We start from the raw sequence: 19,396 nt of genomic DNA, 5'->3' as shown, positions 1-19,396 counted from the left end.
ATCAGCGCTCGGTAAGGGCCCTGTCGAACGCCTTGGACACCGGTTTTAGCAGATAGCTCAGGATCGTGCGGCGGCCCGTGAGTATCTCTACATCGCAGATCATCCCGGGAACGATCGGTAGCGATTGCCCCGCCCGCTCGATCGCGGCGCGGTCCGTTTCGATAAGGACGGTGTAGTACGCCTCACGTTCGACCTCATCGAAGATGCTGTCGGCTGAGACCTGCTGCACAACGCCGTTGAGACCGCCGTAGATAGAGAAATCGTAGGCCGTCACCTTTACGTTGGCGCGGTCGCCCACCTTGATGAAAGCGATATCGCTTGGCGCTACGCGGGTTTCGACGAGAAGCTTGTCGCCCACCGGCACGACCTGCATGATCTTCTCACCTGCGTTCACGAAGCCGCCTTCGGTGGTGATCTGCACATCGTTGACGATACCGTCAGCTGGCGCGCGCAATTCGTTGCGCTGCTGGCGCGCTTCGGCACCGCGGATCGTCTCTTCGTTTACCGCGATGCGCGTGTTGACTTCGCTGCGTTCGTTGAGCGCCTGCTGGCGGAAGTCGAGCCGCGCCGAATTGAGGTCGGCCTGCGCCTGGCGAATAGCGGCAGAGGAGCGTCCCGCTGCCTGCTGCGCCGCCGAGAGCCTACCCCTGAGATCGGTCAATTCGCGCTGCGCCGTAAGCAGCTCGGTGCGCGGCACAATGCCCTGCCCCGCGAGCGGTTCAAGCATGTTCACCTGCTCGCTGGCAAGCCGAACGCTTTCACGCAGAGACGAAACGGTCGCCTCGGCTTCGCGAAGGTCGCGGCGGCGCTGTTCCACAGCAGCAGCCAGCGATCGTTCGCGCGCATTTGCGGCGGCGACACGCGCCTGCTGCAAGTTGCGTTCGTCGGCGCAAATGCTTCCCTCTTCGCAGCCTAGCGTCTCTCCGGATGCCTCCTGAGCCAAACGCTCGGCCCGCACGGAAAGCCGCTGGTTCTCGGTCTGCAATTGACCCAGTTCCGATGCCGATTGCGCATCGTCGAGCCTCACAAGGAGCTGTCCCTTTTTGACCGACTGTCCGCCGCGCACGAGGATTTCCTCGATCACGGCCGGCTCCGCTGGCTGGACAAGCTGAGCCTTGCTCGATGGAATAACCCGACCGGTGCCGCGGGTAATGCTGTCGACCTGCGCAAAGGCCGCCCAGATCAGCAGGATGGCAAGGCCGACCGCAGATATCACGATCAACCGGCGCGGCGCGTCCAGATTGGCCCATTTCGAGAGCACGCTCATTGCGAAATTTCTCCATCACTGCCGCTCGCCGCGGCTTGCGACTGAACCGTAGCGCTATAGCTGCTTTCAGCGGACACAGGATCGGGAATTGTCAGGCGCCATTGCTTGGTCGTGTCGATCCGCCCACCGACATCGGCCGCCGCGTGACGATCCGCCGGATCGGGTGCCACCGTCAGACCCGGCACCCAGGTCTCTTTGACTTTGGCCGCTTCCAGATCGGCCGCCGCTGACGAAAACCGCGCCCAGTTTATTTCGGGAATACGCTCCGAGCGCGCCCAGTTTGCAGCAAAAGCGCGCGGCTCCCCGGCCCTTCCGGGAAAGCGGTAGAAGATATGCCGACCGATCACGTCGAGCTTGGAGAGTGTGTAGGCCCATTTCGGAACAACATAGTCAGCGTGATAGTGCGTTGCTGTCCCAACCGAACGCATCTGGTTACCGGACAGTGCATCTTTCGCTACGCGCTCGGATTCCTGCCATTGCCTCTTCAGCGGCGCCCGCGTGAGGGCCCCATCGCAGGTGAAGCTGAATTGGCACACCGGCGCATTGACGCCTTCATAAACGACCCCGCAGACCGAGTTGGGATAGGCCGGGTGCCGCATTCGGTTCAGAACCACCTGAGCAACCGCCCGCTTGCCATCGCGAGGCTCATTCGCGGCCTCGTAATACACGGCCTGCGTCAGGCACTTCAGGGCATTGGAATATGCACCCGAACCGAGCGCGATAGGCGTGTAGGCGGAGAGCGAACGGGTCTTGCCCTTGACCACGGCGATCCGGGCATTGCGCGATTGCGCATCGCCGCCGGACAGGAGGACGTCCTGTCCGTCGCCGGTCGACATTTCATCGAGTTGGTCGCTGATTGCGGGCCCGAGCTGCTGCTCGATCGATTGCTGCGAAACGCGCTCGATAGGCAAGCTCGGTGATGCGGCGAGGGTCACAACCGCGCCCAGGCACATCGTCCGTATCACCAGCTTACCATATGTGTTCATTACGTCAGACCATCCAGATTAGCCCCGGCTGACTTGATGACCTCCTTGATCGGGCCATCCGCAACCACGCGGCCATTGCTGAAAACGATAATGCGCTCACACAGCGCGAACAATGCCGGGCGGTGCGTCGCAATGACCAGTGTCTGATTTTCGGACAAAGAAGTGCGCAATCGTTCAACAAATTGCTTTTCCGTCTGGCTGTCCATCGCGCCCGTCGGCTCATCCAGGAACAGCAGCTCGCACGGTGTCACGAGCGCGCGTGCCAGCGACAGGAAGGAGCGCTGTCCGCCCGACAGCCGCCTGCCGCCTTCACCGACCGGGCGATCGAAACCGCCGCTATCGCGTGCGAGGAACTGGTCCGCGCCAGTCTCGCGCAGGGCATCGAGAATGCGCTGGTCGGTCGCCTCGCGCCGTCCGAGCGACATGTTGTCCCTGATCGATCCAGAGAACAGGTCGGCGTCCTGGCCGACGAAGCGCAGCGTGTCGCGAAGCTGGTCCGGCCGGTGCTGCGCTGCGTCGAGGCCGTTGACCAGCATCGCGCCTTCGCTTGGCTCATAGAGGCCGCAAAGGACCCTGCCGAAGGTCGATTTGCCCGAAGCGACGCGGCCAACCACTGCAATGCGCTCACCCGGCTTGATCTCGAGATTGATGTTCTCGAGCGCAGGCTGGCCGCTCTCTGGATAGGAGAAGCGCATATCCTTGAACTGGATCAGCGGCTTGACGATCGAAGACGGCGCCAGCGATCCGCCCTTCTTGCGCTCGTCGCTGGCCTCGAACAGGCGTTCGATGCTGCTGAGCATTTCGGTAGCCTGCCGTCCGCGCGTTAGCAGAAACGCGATCTGCCCTGCAGGAGCAAGCGAACGCGAGGCAAGCATCACGATTGCGATGATGGCACCCATCGATATCGAGCCCGCCGCGAACAGGTAATAGCCGCCGATGATGAGCGAGACCGTGGACAGCTGTTGGAATGTCTGGGCGAGGCCGACCGCCACCGAATTGATATTGCGCAGCTTCTCCTGCGAATTCGCCCCGGCATCCGCTAGCCGATACCAGCGGCCGAGCGTACCGCCCTCACCGCCCATGCTCTTGAGCGTTTCGATCCCCGCCAGGGACTCCACCAAAAGCGTTTGCTGAAGCCCGTAATCGGCCTGTGCGTCCTGGGCCGCTTCGGTGACCTTGCGCTGAAGCACGAAGCCGGCAACCATCATGGCGGCAATGATCACGAGCGGGATCAGCGCGAGCCACCCGCCGATAATGGCGATCACGCCGACGAATACGAACAGGAACAGCAGGTCGATGACCAGCACGACGGTCGTCGAGGCGAAGAAATCGCGGACAATCGCATATTCCGATACGCGCGCCGCAAGTGCACCTGTGTGCCCTTGCCGCTCTTGCAGCGGAGTTGCGAGCAACCGGCCGAATATCTTCTGCGAAAGCTTGAGATCGAGCCGGCGCGAAATCTGATCGAGTACAGCCGTCCGGCCTCTTCGCAGCGCAAACTCCAGCGCGAAGACCAGCAGCACGCCTACGCCGAGCACCCATAGGGTCTCGGTCGCGCGGTTTGGGATCACGCGGTCGTAGACGTTCATCGTGAACAGCGGCAACGCCACCGCCAGCAGGTTGATGACGAGCGAAGCAAGGATCACCGGCCAGAATGACCGTCGTTCCTTGCGCAGTTCGCTCCAGAACCAATGCCCGCGCGCCTTTGCATGCCACGGGGCTTCCCCCTCGCGCTGGACATCGGGATTGCTGAACACCGAATAGAGCCGGCCCGCATAGGCGCTGGCCACGTCTTCATAAGGAACCCAGTTTTCCTGAGCGATTTCAGGAGACCAAACGAGCATATCGGTCGCGCGTGCGTCGAGCACGATCACGAACCGTTCGTCCTTTAGCTCCACAAGCGCGGGATAGATCGCCTCGGCCTGAGGCAGCTTGGCTCCTTGCCGTGCATCGAAATGCACACCTGCCAAGTCCAGTGCCGTGTCCGCCTGGTGCCACGGCAAACGCCCATCCGCCTTTTTGGGCAGCTGGGCGAGAGCCGATGGCGACAAGCCATTGGCGTGGCGTGCAGCCAGTTCGGCTACGCACAGAGATAGGCTGTCGACTTCAACGCCCAGCGATGGTTCATCTACCTTGGTCATCAGTCAACACTACCAGCGCTTCCCTTTACTTGGGGTATACGCGCCGCTGCAGTTCGGCCTCTACCGGAGGTCCGTAATCGAAGCGGGCACGCTCCTCCTCTCCCGCGCCTGTACCGGGTGAAACGCCAAGCGCGTCGAGGAAGTTATTCGTCGCGGCCAGGATCTGGTAACGCGCGAATGTTTCCGAGAAACGCGCCGTTTCTAGGCGAACCTGCGTGTTGAAACGCGTATTCTGCGCGTCGAGTACGTCGAGCAGCGAGCGCCGTCCGATATTGAACTGGCTGCGGTAAGAAAGCAGCAGGTCGTCCGAGACGGTCGACTGACGCTCAAGCGCGGTGAGCACGCGGCCCTGCGTTTCGAGAGCATTCCATGCGGACCGCACGTCCTCTTCCGCTTCGCGCTGACGCTGGTGAAGCGCATAGCGAGCGATCGACGACTGACGGACCGTTTCCTGAACCCGCGCGTGGCGGATACCGCTATCGAAGACGTTCCAGCGGAAAACGACGCGGCCCTGCACATCGTTCGTTTCGCCCGAGAAGCCATCGATATCGTCACCGATGCGTCCGCGAACTTCGAGACCGATCGTCGGGTAGAGGTCGCCCTCTGCGGATTTCACAAGTGCGTTCGCCGCATCGACATCCGCCTGCGCTTCGCGCACCAGCGGGTTCCGGATGCGAGCCTGACCGATCGCCTGATCGAGGGCGGTCGGAACCTGTGCGGAAAGCTCGGGCGGCATCGTTGCGGAATACAGATCCAGGCCGGTCAGAGCTCGAAGACGAATTTGCGCATCGACGACGTCGCGGTTCGCTTCCTCTTCGCGAACGATCGCTGCCTGCAGGCGTTCTTCGGCCTGCTGCTGATCGGCAATGCTGATCGAGCCCTGCTCGACGCCCTGCGTGAGGTCGCCAACCAATAATTCGTGGAAGCGGCGATTGTCGCTTGCCGCTGCCTGGATGCGCTCCTGAAGCAGCACGTCGAGATATTGCCGCGAGACCTGCAGCGCGATGAACTCCGAACGCTCCAGAACCCGAAGCGATGCACCATCGACGCGCGCCGCCTGGCGCAAAAGTTCGCCGCGACGCCGGCCGAAATCGATTGCGGTCCATTCACCGGTAATGGCCGCTTCGAGCGGGAAGAGCTCGTCGTCGGCAATGCCGAGGTTGCGGCGCGTGGTGTTTTCGAGCCTGCGAACGCCGGCAGAGGCCTCCACATCGATCCGCGGGCCGAACAGACCTTCGGCCTGCTTGCGCTCGAACTGGATCGCTTCCTTGTTGTACTGTGCCTGAAGGATTTCAGGATTGGCCCGCATGGCGGCGTCGATCGCTGCCTGCATGGAAATCACGTCCTGCGTTTCCTGAGCGTAAGCAACAGGAGCGGCGCTGGCGAGCATGGCGGCCATTACGGCTGGAACTAAGAGCTTTTTCATTGTTTCTTCCCTCACCTCAACGCGATACGGTTATCTCGACCCGGCGGTTTTCCGGGCTTCGAATACCATCGGCAGTCGGGACCCGAGGGTTGGTTTCACCCTCGGCGCTGATTGACATCCTGCTGCGATCGATACCGAGACCGACCATCAAATCGGCGATGGCCTCCGCACGGCGTAGCGAAAGAGCTTCGTTGTATGTGTTGCTCCCGGCACGGTCCGCATGGCCGACGACGCGGAACGAATCCCATCCGCAGGTTTCGGCATTTCCGGCGAGGAACTGGATCGTCTGGGTCGCACCTTCCATGGGCTCGGCGGAATCAAATCCGAAAAACACAATGCCGGGCTGCTGATCCGTGCACACCTCTGGAGCCGGTAGTGGCGGAGGAGGAGGCGGCGGAGGGGCAACCGGGCGGCGCGGGATCTGCGTCATCAGGCCATAGGCATAGTCGCACTTCGCGATGCTCGCCTCGTCGCGCGTATCCGATTTGAGAAAGCCGAGAGCAATCGCGCATTGCGCCTTGGCCTCATTGGCCCAAAGGTAACGCGGATCGTTGGCGGCGACCACATCGACATTATTGGTAGCAGCCAATGCTGCGTCGTAACGCGTCTGAACAGCGCCCCGCAGCTCATCGGTGTCATTGGTCGCCAGATCGGCGCTCAGTTCCTGCGCCGAAAGCGAGGCAGGAACCGCGGCACCAACAATGGCCAGTGCACTTATCACGGTGGTCTTCATTCGCATTTAAGTTCCCCCCACGGGTTGTATTCTTTTAGGCTGGCACGGCGTTCGCAGCGGCTTCATCCGCATGCGAATCCGGCATTGCCATCGGTTTCATGGAAGTGATCGAGCTTTCAACGACTTGGTCGAGCAGCTCGCCATTCACAGCGCCAGTTTCCGCTGCAAGATACCCGGCGGCATCCGAATCTTCGGTTAATTCGTCGATCAGACTTTCGAATTCAGCTTCGATTGCCATGTCGGCGAAAACCGCTTCGGCGCCCTCTTCCAATCCTTCTCCTGAACCATCGTCCCCTCCGGCAACTTCGGCATTTGCCTCCATCGCCAGCAGCGCTTCCATGGCCTGATCGATCTGCACAGTCCCGCTTGAATCGCCGGTCTCCGCAAAATTGAAGACCGCCGTGTCATTCGAGCCACTTGTAAGCTCAGTCGGCTCAACGCTCGCTTGATCGGCGTTAATGGCGAGGTCGTTCGAACCGCCCTCGGCCCCGTCCTCATTGCTGCGCATTGCATTATCGCTTGGCGCAGCATCGTCAGAAGCGTCTGGCGCAGCGAGCAACTCTTCGGAGTCCACCGAAGTGTCGGAAGCCTGGTTTGTCACCGTGGGCACTGGGTCGACAGTTTCCAGCCCTTCGAAAGACGCAAGGTCCACAGCTTCGATCGGATCGCGCTCGACCGAGTATTCGGTTGTCACGAGCACCGCCGAAGCTGCAGCTGCTGCCAGAGCGTGCTCCTGAGTGCGCGACTGGCGTTCAGCGACGAACGTGGTGTCCGCCACTTCGCCTTGCTGCCCGTTCGCGAAGGTGAACGCCGATTTGCCGTGGATGAAGACATCGCCATCATGTGCGCTGCTCTCATTGCCATCGGAAACCAGTCCGATAGACGTGATGCCGGCATCCAGCAGAGAGGTGAATTCACCTTCATCGGCCACACCGTCGCTGTCAGCGTCCTGCCAAATCCCGAACTCAGCAAACGCATCGTCGGAACCATCGAGCACGCCGTCCTGGTTCGTGTCGAACCGAGCTGCGATCGCTTCGAGATCGGTGACACCGTTGCCGCCGAATACGAATTCGGAAGCATCGGTCACTTTCCCGTCGCCGTTGGCGTCGAAAGCGAGAATTGCATCATCCGCGCCGACCCAGCTGGTAGCTTCGGCAGCACCGTCACCGTCGAAATCGTAGCTGACACCGGCCTCAAGGCCGAGGAACTCGGTCCCATCGCCATCGAGATCGAGCACTACCGGATCGATCGTGGTCCCGCTGATGAGCGTATTGAAGTTCGTGACGGTCACGCCTTGCAGCTGGACCAGGGAATCCTGCGTCGGGGTCGCCGTCGCATTGTCCTGATAGTATACGAAGGTATCGCTTCCTACGGCGAAGGCGACGACAGAATTGTTGTTACCGATGTCGTTGTTCTGCAGGTAATCGACGACCGCCGCGACATCGCTCTCGCTCGACAGCGTCAGCGCGTTGCTGAATGTGTCGCTGTCATCGAAGCTGATGATACCATCGACCACCGAGTGCGATTTGATGGTCGCACCGTTGATCGTCAGGGTCGAGTCGGTTCCGTCAAAGCTAGCGCCCTGAGCCGCCTGCACCGTCAGACCGTCGAAGTTCAGCCGGTCGTTCGCGAGATCGAAGTCGACGATCACGTCGAAACCCGACACCGTGCCCGCATCGCCCGATCCACCGACTACAGCGAACGAGTCCCCATCGCGCAGGAAGAACTGGTCCGAACCGCCATTGCCCACGAGAATGTCTGCACCATCCCCGCCAACCAAGGTGTCGTTGCTCGAGCGGCCGATGAGAATGTCGTCCTCGCTCGTCCCGTCCAGCTGGTTTTGGCCGGACTGCGCGCGGTTGACCGTCACAAATGCGTTATCGGCGTTGGAGGTGTAGACGAAGCTTCCGCCGTCACTGTCATTGTCGGTGAAGATCACGTCCCCGCCAGACAAAGCCACACCGGTTGCGTCGGTAACGGTTCCGATGCCGGTGATCGACGTCGACGGATCATCGTTGGCTTGGAGCCATGCCTGATCGATCGTGACAGGCGATCCAGCGTTGGTGATGACCGTATCGTTTCGCGTGAGATTGTTGTTTTCCGACACTGCTTCGATATCGATCCGCAGGATAGCACTGTCGATATCACCGTCATTATCGGTCACAAAATACTGGAAGTTTTCGACTTCCGCGACAGATGTCTGCGGCGGCTGATAGGTAAAGCTTCCATCCGCGAAGTCGAATGTCAGCTCACCGCCAAACACAGTCGTCGCTGTAAAGCTCGTGCCAGAAATCGAACCGCCTGAGCTTGGCGTGATCGTGCCCATACCATCGAAGGCAAAGGTCACGCCGTTCACCACGATCGCAGTAACTTCGATGCCGTTCGCTGCCGGTGTGTCGTTAGAGAGCACATTGCCGGAAATCTCGGGGACGACGACTTCGATCAGGGTATCAACGAGATCCGCGAAGTCCGCGGCGAGAACCGGAGCACCTTCGCCGTCCACATCGATGTCCTGAAGCGGACCGACGCTAATGCCGCCGCCGACGCCGACCGACGTTACGTTAACATCGTTAGCGTTGACGAATGCCTGCCAATCGGCAGCAACCGTATCGCTCAGCGCGTTGTTCGTGCCGGTATCGCGATTGGGGTTACCGTCGCTCAGGAAGAACACCTGGTTGTTGGCGTCCGGATTGGCAGCAATGACCGCTCCGAATTCATCGATTGTTAGATCGATACCAGCGCTGAAGTTGGTGAAAGCGTCTTGAACGCGGTCACCGCCGAGCTGGTTATTAAGGCCATCCAGCGCTTGAGCGAAGCTGGCGAAATCTGTGAAATTGCCCTGCGCAATCGCATCGGCAACGCCGGTCTGATCGCCCGAGAAGGTCACCAAAGTGAGCGTCACATCCCCAGTCGTGTTTTCGAAGAGCTGGAATGCAGCATCTTTGACGGCCTCAAGCTGGAGGTTCAGCTCGTTCGAATTCAGCGAGCCGCTGAAATCAAGAACGAAAGCCGCATTGATGTCCTGATCGACAACAGTCGTGGTGGTGAGATCGTCCTGCGCATCAGGCGCATCATCGACGATGTTGATGACGAAGTCGTCCGAGACCGTGTCGCCATCACCGTCCGCCAGCGTAACGGAAACAGGCAGGTCGAAATCGACATTGGTTTCAGTAGCACCAACCTCAGCGATGTTCAGTTTCACAGCGCCGGAGACACTGTAAACATCGACAAAGGCCACGAATTCTCCTGGAGGCGCGGTGATCGTCACCGTCTCCGTCGAATTGTTGCCTGATCCCACTTTCGTAATCGACTGGGTCGTCCCGTCGGTAAAGTGGGCAACGTATTCTACGTTGTCGCCTTGACCGAAGTTCTTCATCGAGAAGCTGATGAAGGTGGCGTTGAGCAGATTGGTTCCACCCGGAGGGCTGTAGTCGCCCGGACCGTCATAATCATCGAGCGCGCCAAGGTCGAAGCGCATGAACTGACCCTGGTCGAAGTTATTGCTGTTGATGCCGAACCCGGCATTCGAACCGTTCACTCCAGCAACTTGATCGAGGTCAGGAATTCCTCCAGCCTTCCACGCTGCCAGTTCGGCGGGTGTAAGCAGACCGCCATTGCCGTTCGGCTCCCAGCCGGTGACGAATACCAGCTCATCACCTGTGCTGTCCTGCGAAACTATTCGGCTGAGTGCCGGTCCGGAACCGAATGCACCGTCGCTGCCGATATCGACAACGGTCACTTCACCATCGAGCGGTACGATAAGGTCGAACTCATATTCGCCGGACGAACCAGCATCGGGATCGACCGTGATCGTAAAGACTTCGGTATCACCGGCATTGAATGTGCCGCTACCGTCGCTGTCAACAAATGCGGTCAGCACGTTGCCGTTCTGTACAGTTGTCAGCGGTTGCCCGCCCACAGTCAGCCCGGTCACGTCGGCCGAAATGGTCTCGACAGTGCCGGGACCATCCGCACCGAAATCGATATTCAGCGATCCGGTCAACGGAGCTGCGTCCGCATCGTTCGCGGCGGTTTCGTCATCGATTGGTGCAATGAGCGTCGGCGCATCGTCCTGGAACGAGATGAGGCCGCCGATTGCCGTCGAGGCGGTCGAGCTGTCGCCATCGGCATCGGTCGCGGTGACCGATGCGACCAGCGCACCGCTCGCTATGGAAACGGTTTCGTCCGGGCTGGAGGCTCCGCCTGTCGGATGTTCAATGGAGAGATACTGCACCAGGCTGACCGCGCCGGTGGCGCTGTTCACAGCGACGGCGAAAGCTGCCTTACCGGACTGGTCGCCCACGCGGCCAACAACGACATCGCCTTCCTTGAATAGAACGATATCCGTGCCATCCGTGGTGTTGAGACCCGATTCCACACCCGCGCTCGACACGTCGAGCGAGAAGGAGACAGTGCCGGGTCCGTCAGCGCCGAAATTGGTGCCAGTAAATGCCAGACCGTTGATGTCCTGAGCATAGCCGATGACCGTGCCTGCCACATCGGGATCATCGCCTGTGTTGGTCACAACGGCGAATGCGGCAATCGGACCGGCCACGTCTTGCGCTTCACCGTCAATGCCGGGCGTCTCGTCATGCGAAACGCTGAGACCCGAGGCGTCGATCGCGGCGAGCGGACTGTCATCGTCGATCGTGATGCTGATCGATCCATTGGCAGTGTCGCCTTCGGCGTCGCTGACGATTACGCCAACGGAGAAAGACTGGTCGTCTTCGCTGGTGCCATCAGGGTGGTTGATCGGAGCCAGCAGGGTGAAGGTGTACGCACCCGTCGCAACATCATTGATCACGAGCGTGAACACGTCTTCGCCGGTGACTGCGTCTTGACCAGTGAGCGTGCGCGTAGTCGCATCCCACACGGTTTCGACTGCGTTTCCTGCGAGCGTCGTCAAGCCGGTGTCGGTAACCGCGGTCAGCGTGATCGAGCCGGGGCCGTCGGTCCCGAAATCGATACCCGAGAGGTTACCGGTCTGTACCGTCGCTTCGCCAGCGACGTCGCCCGAGCTATCGCCGTTACCGGCGATCCCGCCGAGGCCTTCTTCATCGACCGTAACGGTCGCCGCATCGGCGTCGATCGAGGGGCCTTCGTCGGTGATACGCACCTGGAAGGTTGCCGTGGTGGTGTCACCGTCACCATCGGTGATGGTGTAGGTGAAGGTTTCCACCTGGTCGGTGAAGGGCGCGGTGATGTCCGTTGCCGAGGTGTAGAGCAGGTTACCGCTGCCATCGATCGTGACTGTTCCGCCCAGGCTGCCGACTGCGATCGTGACTGCAGGGGTGCCGACACCGTCTGCACCGTAGCTGTCATTCGCGGTGATGTCTGTGACATTGCCGATGTTAACGCCGCTGTCGTTATCGTCGACCGTCGCGATAATGCCGTCATCGGTCGCAACCGGCGTATCGTCGTCGACATTGATCACCAGCGATCCAGTCGCGGTATCGGTGTCGCCGTCGGTCACGGTGTAGGCGATCGGGAACAGGAGGTTGTTCTCGGTATCGCCGGGGAAGTGCCAGATATTGGCGGTCTGGGTAACAGTGTAATCGCCATTGCTCGGGTCGAGCGTGATGGTCAGCACCGCGACGAAGTTGCCTGTGCCCTGCTCCTGCTCGACAATGATGTCATCGCCCGAAGCAACGTAGCGGAAGCCATTCGGCGAACCGGTCGTCTCGAATGCGATTGTGCCGCCGTCATTGCCGAAATCGTGGTTCAGCGTTCCGGTGGTGAACTGTGCATCGACGTTGTCGTTCGGTCCGCCAGGATTTCCGCCCAGAACATCGTCGTCCACCCGGACCACATTGTTCGGTCCCGCAGTCGGTACATCGTCGGTGAACGAGAGGTTTGATCCGATATCGAGCGCGGTGCTGGCCGTGTCGTCATCGTTGTCCGTGACAGTAGCGATCAGTTGTACGAGGCCGTCCGATGCTAGCGAAACGATCGAGCCGTTCGCGCCGGTGCTGAGTTCGTGATCGACCGCGCGGCTCTGGTCGAGCACGACTTCGCCGGTATTGTCGACGGTGACCGTGAACACTTCCTCACCGGTCGCAGCAGCTGCCGCATCGACGCCTTCGCGCCCGACAACCACGCCTGCTTCGAGGAAGAGGAAAACGCTGTTTCCACTGAGCGTGTCGATCAGGCCGGAATCGCTTCCATTGATGACCGAAAGCGCAAAGCTCGTGCTTGCTGCGCCGTCTTCACCGCCGTCGAAAGTGAAATTGTCAGCGAAGTTTGCATCTGCATCGTCACCGAAATCCGCGTCGCTCACAGTCAGGCTGTCGTTGACGCCCGAAAGCGTGACCGACGGACCATCATCGAAGAAGGTCAGAGCGGCGCCGATAGCGACCGTCGCGCTGTCTGTATCGCCATCGCCGTCTTTGATGGTCACAGTTGCGGAAATCTTGCCGGCGAGGTCGAGCGTGTCGTTGTGCTCGCCCGCGCTGTCGTCGCCATCTACCAGATGCTCGAGCGCGACGATCTGCGTCAGCGTGATTGTGCCATTGGCGTTGATCTCGACGGTGAATGCCGGCTGCTCGCCATTACCATCGTCGAAAACGCCGGTGATCACGGTCGGGCTCGTCGCAACCAGAGTGATCGGATAATCGCCGACCGCGGTTGCAAGACCGCTCGCCGCATTGTCGATCACCAATGCGAATTCTGTCCCGTTAGGGCCATCTTCACCAAAATCGGCCGTGAAATTGAGGATCGAAGCGGCTGACGTAGCACTCGTGGTGAGGCCGTCAGTCTCATCGACACTGACAGTGCTTCCTACCGACACGCCGCTGAGTGCAGGCCCGTCGTCGAGGAAGGTGATCCCGCCAGCGATGTTTGCGGTCGCGGTGGCAGTGTCGCCATCGCTGTCCGTGATTGTGGCACTCAGCGTGATCAGGTTGTCAGCTGCGAGGCCGGTGGGGTCGTTATCATCGGTCGTGTTAACATGCTTGACCGCGCTCCGCTGATCAAGCGTTACAACACCTGTCGCAGCATCCACTGAAACCGTGAAGACAAGCGCACCGGTGCTTTCGGTACGCCCTTCGACAACGCCGTTGTTTACGGTCAGGACGACCGCTTCGTTCGTTGCAGTGTCCACCAGCCCGGTCGAGCCAGCATTCACGCCGAGGGTGTAATTGCCCACGGTGCCCGGTCCGTCTGCATTCGCGTCGGAGGTGAACAGGCCGGCGAAATTCGCCATTGCATCGGTGCCGAGGACGGTTTCATCGACAGTCAGCGCACCAGCCGAAGGCGCGCTTGCGGTGATCGTCGGCAGATCGTCCGAAATCAGCAAATTCACGGTTGAGCTGGCCGTGCTGCCATCGATGTCGGTTGCGACGACATCGACATCGCCGAGATCGGCGAGGTCATCGGCATTGATGGTCGGGTGATCGTCGAAATTGTCGTTCAGCGTTGCCGTGACAGTCGCTGTCGTGCCGGTGACCGACAGGTCCAGCGTAACCACCAGGCGGCCGCCATCGGAGCCAGTGATCTGTGTATCGCTGACACGGACCCAATCGAGGCCGCCATTGAGGCCGCCAATGCCTCCGAAAGCGATGGACGCGATGTCGTCCGAACCCTCGGTGAAAACGATCGTATCGCTGCTGGTTACCGACCCCGGAGTCGAGCCGTCCGGCAGGTTCTGGTCATCGACCGTCAGGATGATGTCTGGACCGGCCGAAGGATCGGCACCATCAGTGATCAGGATCGGCTGTTCTGCCGTGTCGAAATCACCGTCACCATCGGTCAGCGTGTAAGTGAAAGAGGCATCGACCGGGCCATTTTCTTGATCGAGGTTCGCGGCCGGATCGAAGGTCCACGTGCCATCGGGAAGGATGGTGTAAACGCCGTTCGGTGTCGTCACGCTCGTTGGCGTTGCGGTCTGAGCGACCGGATAATCGGTGCCGTCGATGGTGATGACAGTGACCGTTGCTCCATCCGCACCAGGCGTGTCGTCGACACCGTCAGTGAGCACGTTCCCGCCAATAGGAGCTGCAGCGTCCTCGGCGACATTGATGCTCGCCTGATCGGTAGCGGTCGGAATGTCGTCGGTGATGTTCACGTCGATCGACCCGTCACCGATAAGCGCGCCATTCGTATCGCGAACTTCGTAGGTGAAGCTTTCTGCAGCATTCACGACGTTCGCACCGTTTTCGTCAACCGCGTCGGTGAACGGCGTATCGAGCGTGTATGTGTACGCGCCTGTCTGCGTGTTCAGAACGATGGTCCCGTAGATCCCGTCGATCTGCACTTCGTTAGCGCCGGGGCCTGCAATGGCTCCATCCAGCGAGAAGACCAGCGTGCCGGTCGCACCGACAACCGTGATCTGACCGCCATTGTCGGTCGCACTGCCGGAGAGCGGATCGCTCCCGCCTGGCAGACCCGCTTCGTTTACGTTGACGTCATTATCGGAAACGACGCCCGGCGCGTTGACGACGTCAATCGTCAGCTCAGCCTGAGCCTCGTCACCATCGGCATCGATGATTGTATAGGTGAACACATCCGCCACATCGACATTCGTCGCATCGGCGGTGGATTGATAGGTGTACTCACCGGTCGTGGCATCGACCGTCAGAACACCCAGAGTGGTCGTGATGACCAGATTGCCCGACGCATCCACGGTGGTCTGAGTGATCGTGTCGTTGACGCTGGTGATTTCGACGATCGCGCCTGCAGCGCCGAAACCATCGGCACCTGGCGCATCCACGCCGTCACCATTGTCGTCTGTGAGCAGGTTGCCGGTGACGCTCGCGCCTTCATCGACGGTGTTCGAGTTGTCGGTCGCAATCGGAGCGTCGTCGACAATCGTGATGTCGAGGGAGTCGCTCGATGTCGAACCGTCGGTGTCGGTCGCGACGACAGCAAAGCTGTCGGTGAACGAACCGTCATTGCCGCCCGTGTGAAGCAGCGAATTGTCCTGCAGAGTGTAGCTGTAGTTTACCGTCGCGCTGACCACGTCGCCGGACGCATCCGTGGTGGTCGCCACGCCGGTGATCGTCAGCAGACCGTAAATCGGATCATCAATTGTCACTGGGAAGCCGACGGGATTGTCGGCATCGAAGACGGTGATGCCGCCAACGGTCAATGTCGCAAGACCATCCTGGCTGGTTACTTCGAACGAGCCGGTCTGCGTCAGCGCTGCAGGGTCCGAAGACGTTCCATCGGGCAGATCGTTCTCGAACAGCGTCTGCTCCGATCCCTGTCCGTCGAGACCGGTAATCACGACAGGATCATCCGCGCCGTTGATAGTAATTGTGACGGTGGTGGTGCGGACATCCCCGTCACCATCGGTGATGGAGTAGGTGAAGGTCTCGGTCAGGTTTTCGGTTTCATTGAGACCCTGAACAGTCGCGTTGTTATTATCCAGCTCGTAGCTGTATGCACCATCGGCGCCGATCGTGAGCGAGCCATAAGTGCCCATCACTGGCGTGCCGACCTGGCCGGTTACTTCGCTGGTCGAAGTGCCTGCTGCAACACCGGTAACGCTGGCGCCGTCGGCGCCCTGCACGTCGGCAACGCCATCGGTCGCGTTGGCATCGGTGCCGCCACTGCCGGTCAAAACATTGCCGTCGGCAATCAGTGGTCCATCTTCGGTCACGCTATCGAAATCCGCGATCGCTGTAGGAACATCGTCCACGATCGCGATTTCAAGAGTGCCTTCGCTGACATCGTCGTCCTGATCTTCGACACGAACGACGAAGCTGTCTGACGTGTTGTCGCCGCTGGTATTGGTTTCGAGGGTATAGGTGTAGCTGATCGAACCCGCATTGATGGCGGTGATCTCAAGCGTGCCGAACGACCCGGTGAAGGTTTGGCCGACCGTGGTCACCTCGGTGCCGTCGATCAGCACCGTTGCCGGTCCGTCTTCTGCAGAGAATGTGAAAGTGCCCGCCGTTGTCTCGCTGTCGGTTGCAGCTGCTGAACCGGCAGGAGGTCCATCAAGGCCCGCCTCGTCGACGGAGGTGCCAGCCTCGCCGCTCACCGGCAGGTCGAGCGTGGTCACGCCATCGGCGATCGAAATCACCAGATCGGCGTCGGCGGTGTCGCCGTCACCATCGGTGATTGTGTAGTTGAACGTGTCGGTGACACCGCCCGGTGTGCCCGGATCACGGGTGTAGCTGAACGTTCCGTCGGCAGCGATGGTGAGGACACCATATTGGCCCTGCACGGTTTCGCCCGCATCGCCTGAACCGCCTGCTCCGGTGTAGGACGTGACAACCGCGCCATCCGCGCCCTGCGTGTCATTGGTGATGACGTTGCCGCCGATCGGGCCGAATTCGCCCGCAGCGATCGAGCCAGTGTCGTCTTCGGCGGTTGGCGCATCATCCACGATCGCGATCACGAATGAAGTGGTCGCCGCGTCGCCATCGCTGTCGGTGACCGTAACGGTAAATGTATCGCTGTCCGGATCGGTCAGCGTATTGTCGGTCAGTTCGTAAGTGTAGGAATACTGCGTACCCGTGAGCGTAACCGTAAGTACGCCCTTGGAGGTCGTAACAGTCCCGCCATTGGTGACGTCAACCCCGTTGATCTCGAGCGATCCGACGGTGTCATTACCGGTGTCGATCGCAATCAGGCCGGAGGTGAATTCGCTGTTGCTTGTCTCATCCGAACCAGCCGGCTCGTCGCCGCGCGCAGCCAGACCTGCCTCGTCGACAGTATTGTCGCCCTCGACGGCGATCTCGGGAACGGAGTCCGGCTCCAGCTCGAGGGTCACGGTTGCTGTCGAAGTGTCTCCGTCGCCATCGGTGATGGTGTAATCGAATGTCACTTCACCCTCTTCACCGGGGCCCGGCGTGTAGGTGAAAGTGCCATCGCCATTGTTGACAAGCGTGCCCGTGCCGCTGAGCGTTCCGTCAACAAAGGCAATGTCGCCTACCTCGACGTCGTCGGCACCGACAATGTCGTTGTCGAGCACGTTGACAGTGACCGGTGTGTCTTCGGCTACCTGGCCTTCATCGTCATCCACCGCTTCGGGTTCGTCATCGACAATCGTGATAACCAGCGTGTCTTCGGCTTCGTCACCGTCGAGGTCGGTTACAACAATGTCCACTTCGACGGTGGTGTCATCGCCATCGGTGTTGTCGCCGAGGGTATATTCGTAAATGATGCTGCCCAGACCGGTGACAGGATCATATGTCAGATCGGTCACAACCAGAGTGCCTGTGCCATCATCGATGACGGTTTGCGGCAAATCACCCGGCGTGACTTCGACGCCGTTGAGTGTGACGGATCCGAGTCCGTCCGGCGACGAGAACTCGATCACACCGCTGGTGTTTTCAGCAGGGTCGCTGTTGTTATCCGCAATACCATCGGCAATTTCGCCCGAACCGGCAGGCTCATCGCCGCGCGGCGCGAGCGCGCCTTCTTCCACAACGGTTCCTGCGCCGGTGCGCGGAACGCTGGTTATGACACCCGGCGCGTCACCGATTTCGATAACAAGCGTTGCCGTCGAGGTGCTGCCGTCCTGGTCAGCGATGGTATATTCAAAGGTGTCCTCGACCCCGCCCGGCGTATTGAAATCGCGGACATAGGTGTAGCTGCCATCGGCATTGAGCGTCAGCGTGCCGTATTCACCCTGCAGCGTTTCGCCCGGCTCGGCGGTGCCGCTTGCATTGCTGAAACTTTGCACAGGTCCATCTTCGGCATAGCCATCGGCGCCCGAAACGTCGTTGATCAGCACATCTCCGGTGATCGCATCATGCGAACCTGCCGGAACCATGTTGAAATCGTCCGCTGCGATGGGACCATCATCGGTAATGTTGATGGTGAGCGTAGCCTCACCTGAATCTTCATTCGTATCGATTGCAGTGACCTGGAAGACGTCGGAAACGTCTTCGGTCGTGTTGTCGGTAAGCGTGTAGGTGAAAGTCACTTCGCCAGCATCGAGGTCGAGCCCGGTGATCGTCAGCTCGCCCAGAGGCGTGGTGATGACCTGCCCCGGACCGGTCAACTCGATACCGTTGATCAGGATGGCCGAGAGTCCATCGAGTGCATCGACGACGATCCTGCCGCTGGTGCTCTCGCTATCGGTTTCAGCTTGAGTGCCTTCGGGTTCGTCGCCGCGGGCTGGCAGGCCGTCTTCGTCGACGGTGGTCACGGCATTCGGCACACCGATCGGATTGTCGACGGTCTCGATTACGACTTCCGGCTCGTCATCGCCGAAAGGAAGGATTTCCTCCTCCGGCTCTTCCGGGAACTGCAATTCGGTGAATGGCAGAAGGTCGCCGATGTCGAAGGCTGGCTGGATCTCACCTTCATCGCCAGCAAAATTGCCGCCCGAACTCTGGGTTGCACCGGCAGCTGGTTCCGGCTCGCTACCGGTAAGGAGCTGAGCGACTGTTTGCGGCGGTACGGCAACGCCTTCGACTACGATCTGCGGTACGAACACGGCGCCATCGGGAATAACGATACGCGATCCGTCGGCCAGCGTGATCACGAGATCGCGCCCCTCTACCGACAGATCTTCCAGCGAAGCGCCCGGCGGAAGCGTGATGACGTTATCCTGAGCAGGCAAAACGATCTCATTCGATTCGCTGATCGAATCGGTCACGAAATCTTCAGTGCGGTCCTGATTGGCGTCGTTTTCGAATTTCATCGCTTTGCCGTCCTTGCTCGCCGGATGTCACCGACTTTTTGGGCGCAAGCGCGACTAACCTCACGTAACAAAGCACGCTCGGCAACTCTTCGCTCACAGCCCCGATTTACTGTCCTTAAGGCGATTCAGCGCTGAAAAAGCACAACCCCCCGCAACATTGGATCAATTTGACCAGCTTTTCGCATTGGTTTCAAGTTCGTTTACCAAACCAGTGAACCATAAATAAGTCTATGTAATATATAAAT

Annotated in this window: 6 protein-coding genes; all 6 read right to left on the bottom strand. The window is 60.1% G+C overall.

What is annotated here, in order from left to right:
* Position 1: 1 nt before the first annotated feature.
* From IB285_RS02945 to IB285_RS02920, 6 genes are read right to left on the bottom strand one after another with little or no spacing between them, the layout of a single operon-like run.
* Positions 2–1,267, bottom strand: a complete 1,266-nt coding sequence (locus tag IB285_RS02945; RefSeq protein ID WP_190786773.1) for an HlyD family type I secretion periplasmic adaptor subunit — start codon at positions 1,265–1,267, stop codon at positions 2–4.
* Entirely contained in the window at positions 1,264–2,253 is a 990-nt protein-coding gene (locus IB285_RS02940; RefSeq protein WP_190786772.1) for a cell wall hydrolase, read from the bottom strand. The genes IB285_RS02945 and IB285_RS02940 overlap by 4 nt, the downstream gene beginning before the upstream one ends.
* On the bottom strand, positions 2,253–4,394 hold the full coding sequence (locus tag IB285_RS02935; protein WP_190786771.1) for a type I secretion system permease/ATPase: 2,142 nt from the start codon (positions 4,392–4,394) through the stop codon (positions 2,253–2,255). Before IB285_RS02935 ends, IB285_RS02940 begins: the two co-directional genes overlap by 1 nt.
* Positions 4,395–4,419: 25 nt before the next feature.
* Positions 4,420–5,820 (bottom strand): TolC family protein, encoded by a 1,401-nt coding sequence (locus tag IB285_RS02930; RefSeq protein ID WP_190786770.1) that lies wholly within the window; start codon positions 5,818–5,820, stop codon positions 4,420–4,422.
* Between the two features lie 16 nt (positions 5,821–5,836).
* Entirely contained in the window at positions 5,837–6,553 is a 717-nt protein-coding gene (locus IB285_RS02925; protein WP_190786769.1) for an OmpA family protein, read from the bottom strand.
* A gap of 34 nt (positions 6,554–6,587) precedes the next feature.
* On the bottom strand, positions 6,588–19,151 hold the full coding sequence (locus IB285_RS02920; protein ID WP_190786768.1) for a DUF5801 repeats-in-toxin domain-containing protein: 12,564 nt from the start codon (positions 19,149–19,151) through the stop codon (positions 6,588–6,590).
* Between the last annotated feature and the right edge of the window lie 245 nt (positions 19,152–19,396).

This window comes from Erythrobacter rubeus (assembly GCF_014705715.1).
Taxonomy (GTDB): Bacteria; Pseudomonadota; Alphaproteobacteria; order Sphingomonadales; family Sphingomonadaceae; genus Erythrobacter; species Erythrobacter rubeus.
Note: the sequence above shows the minus strand (reverse complement) of the source record. Positions and strands in the feature narration are given on the sequence as shown.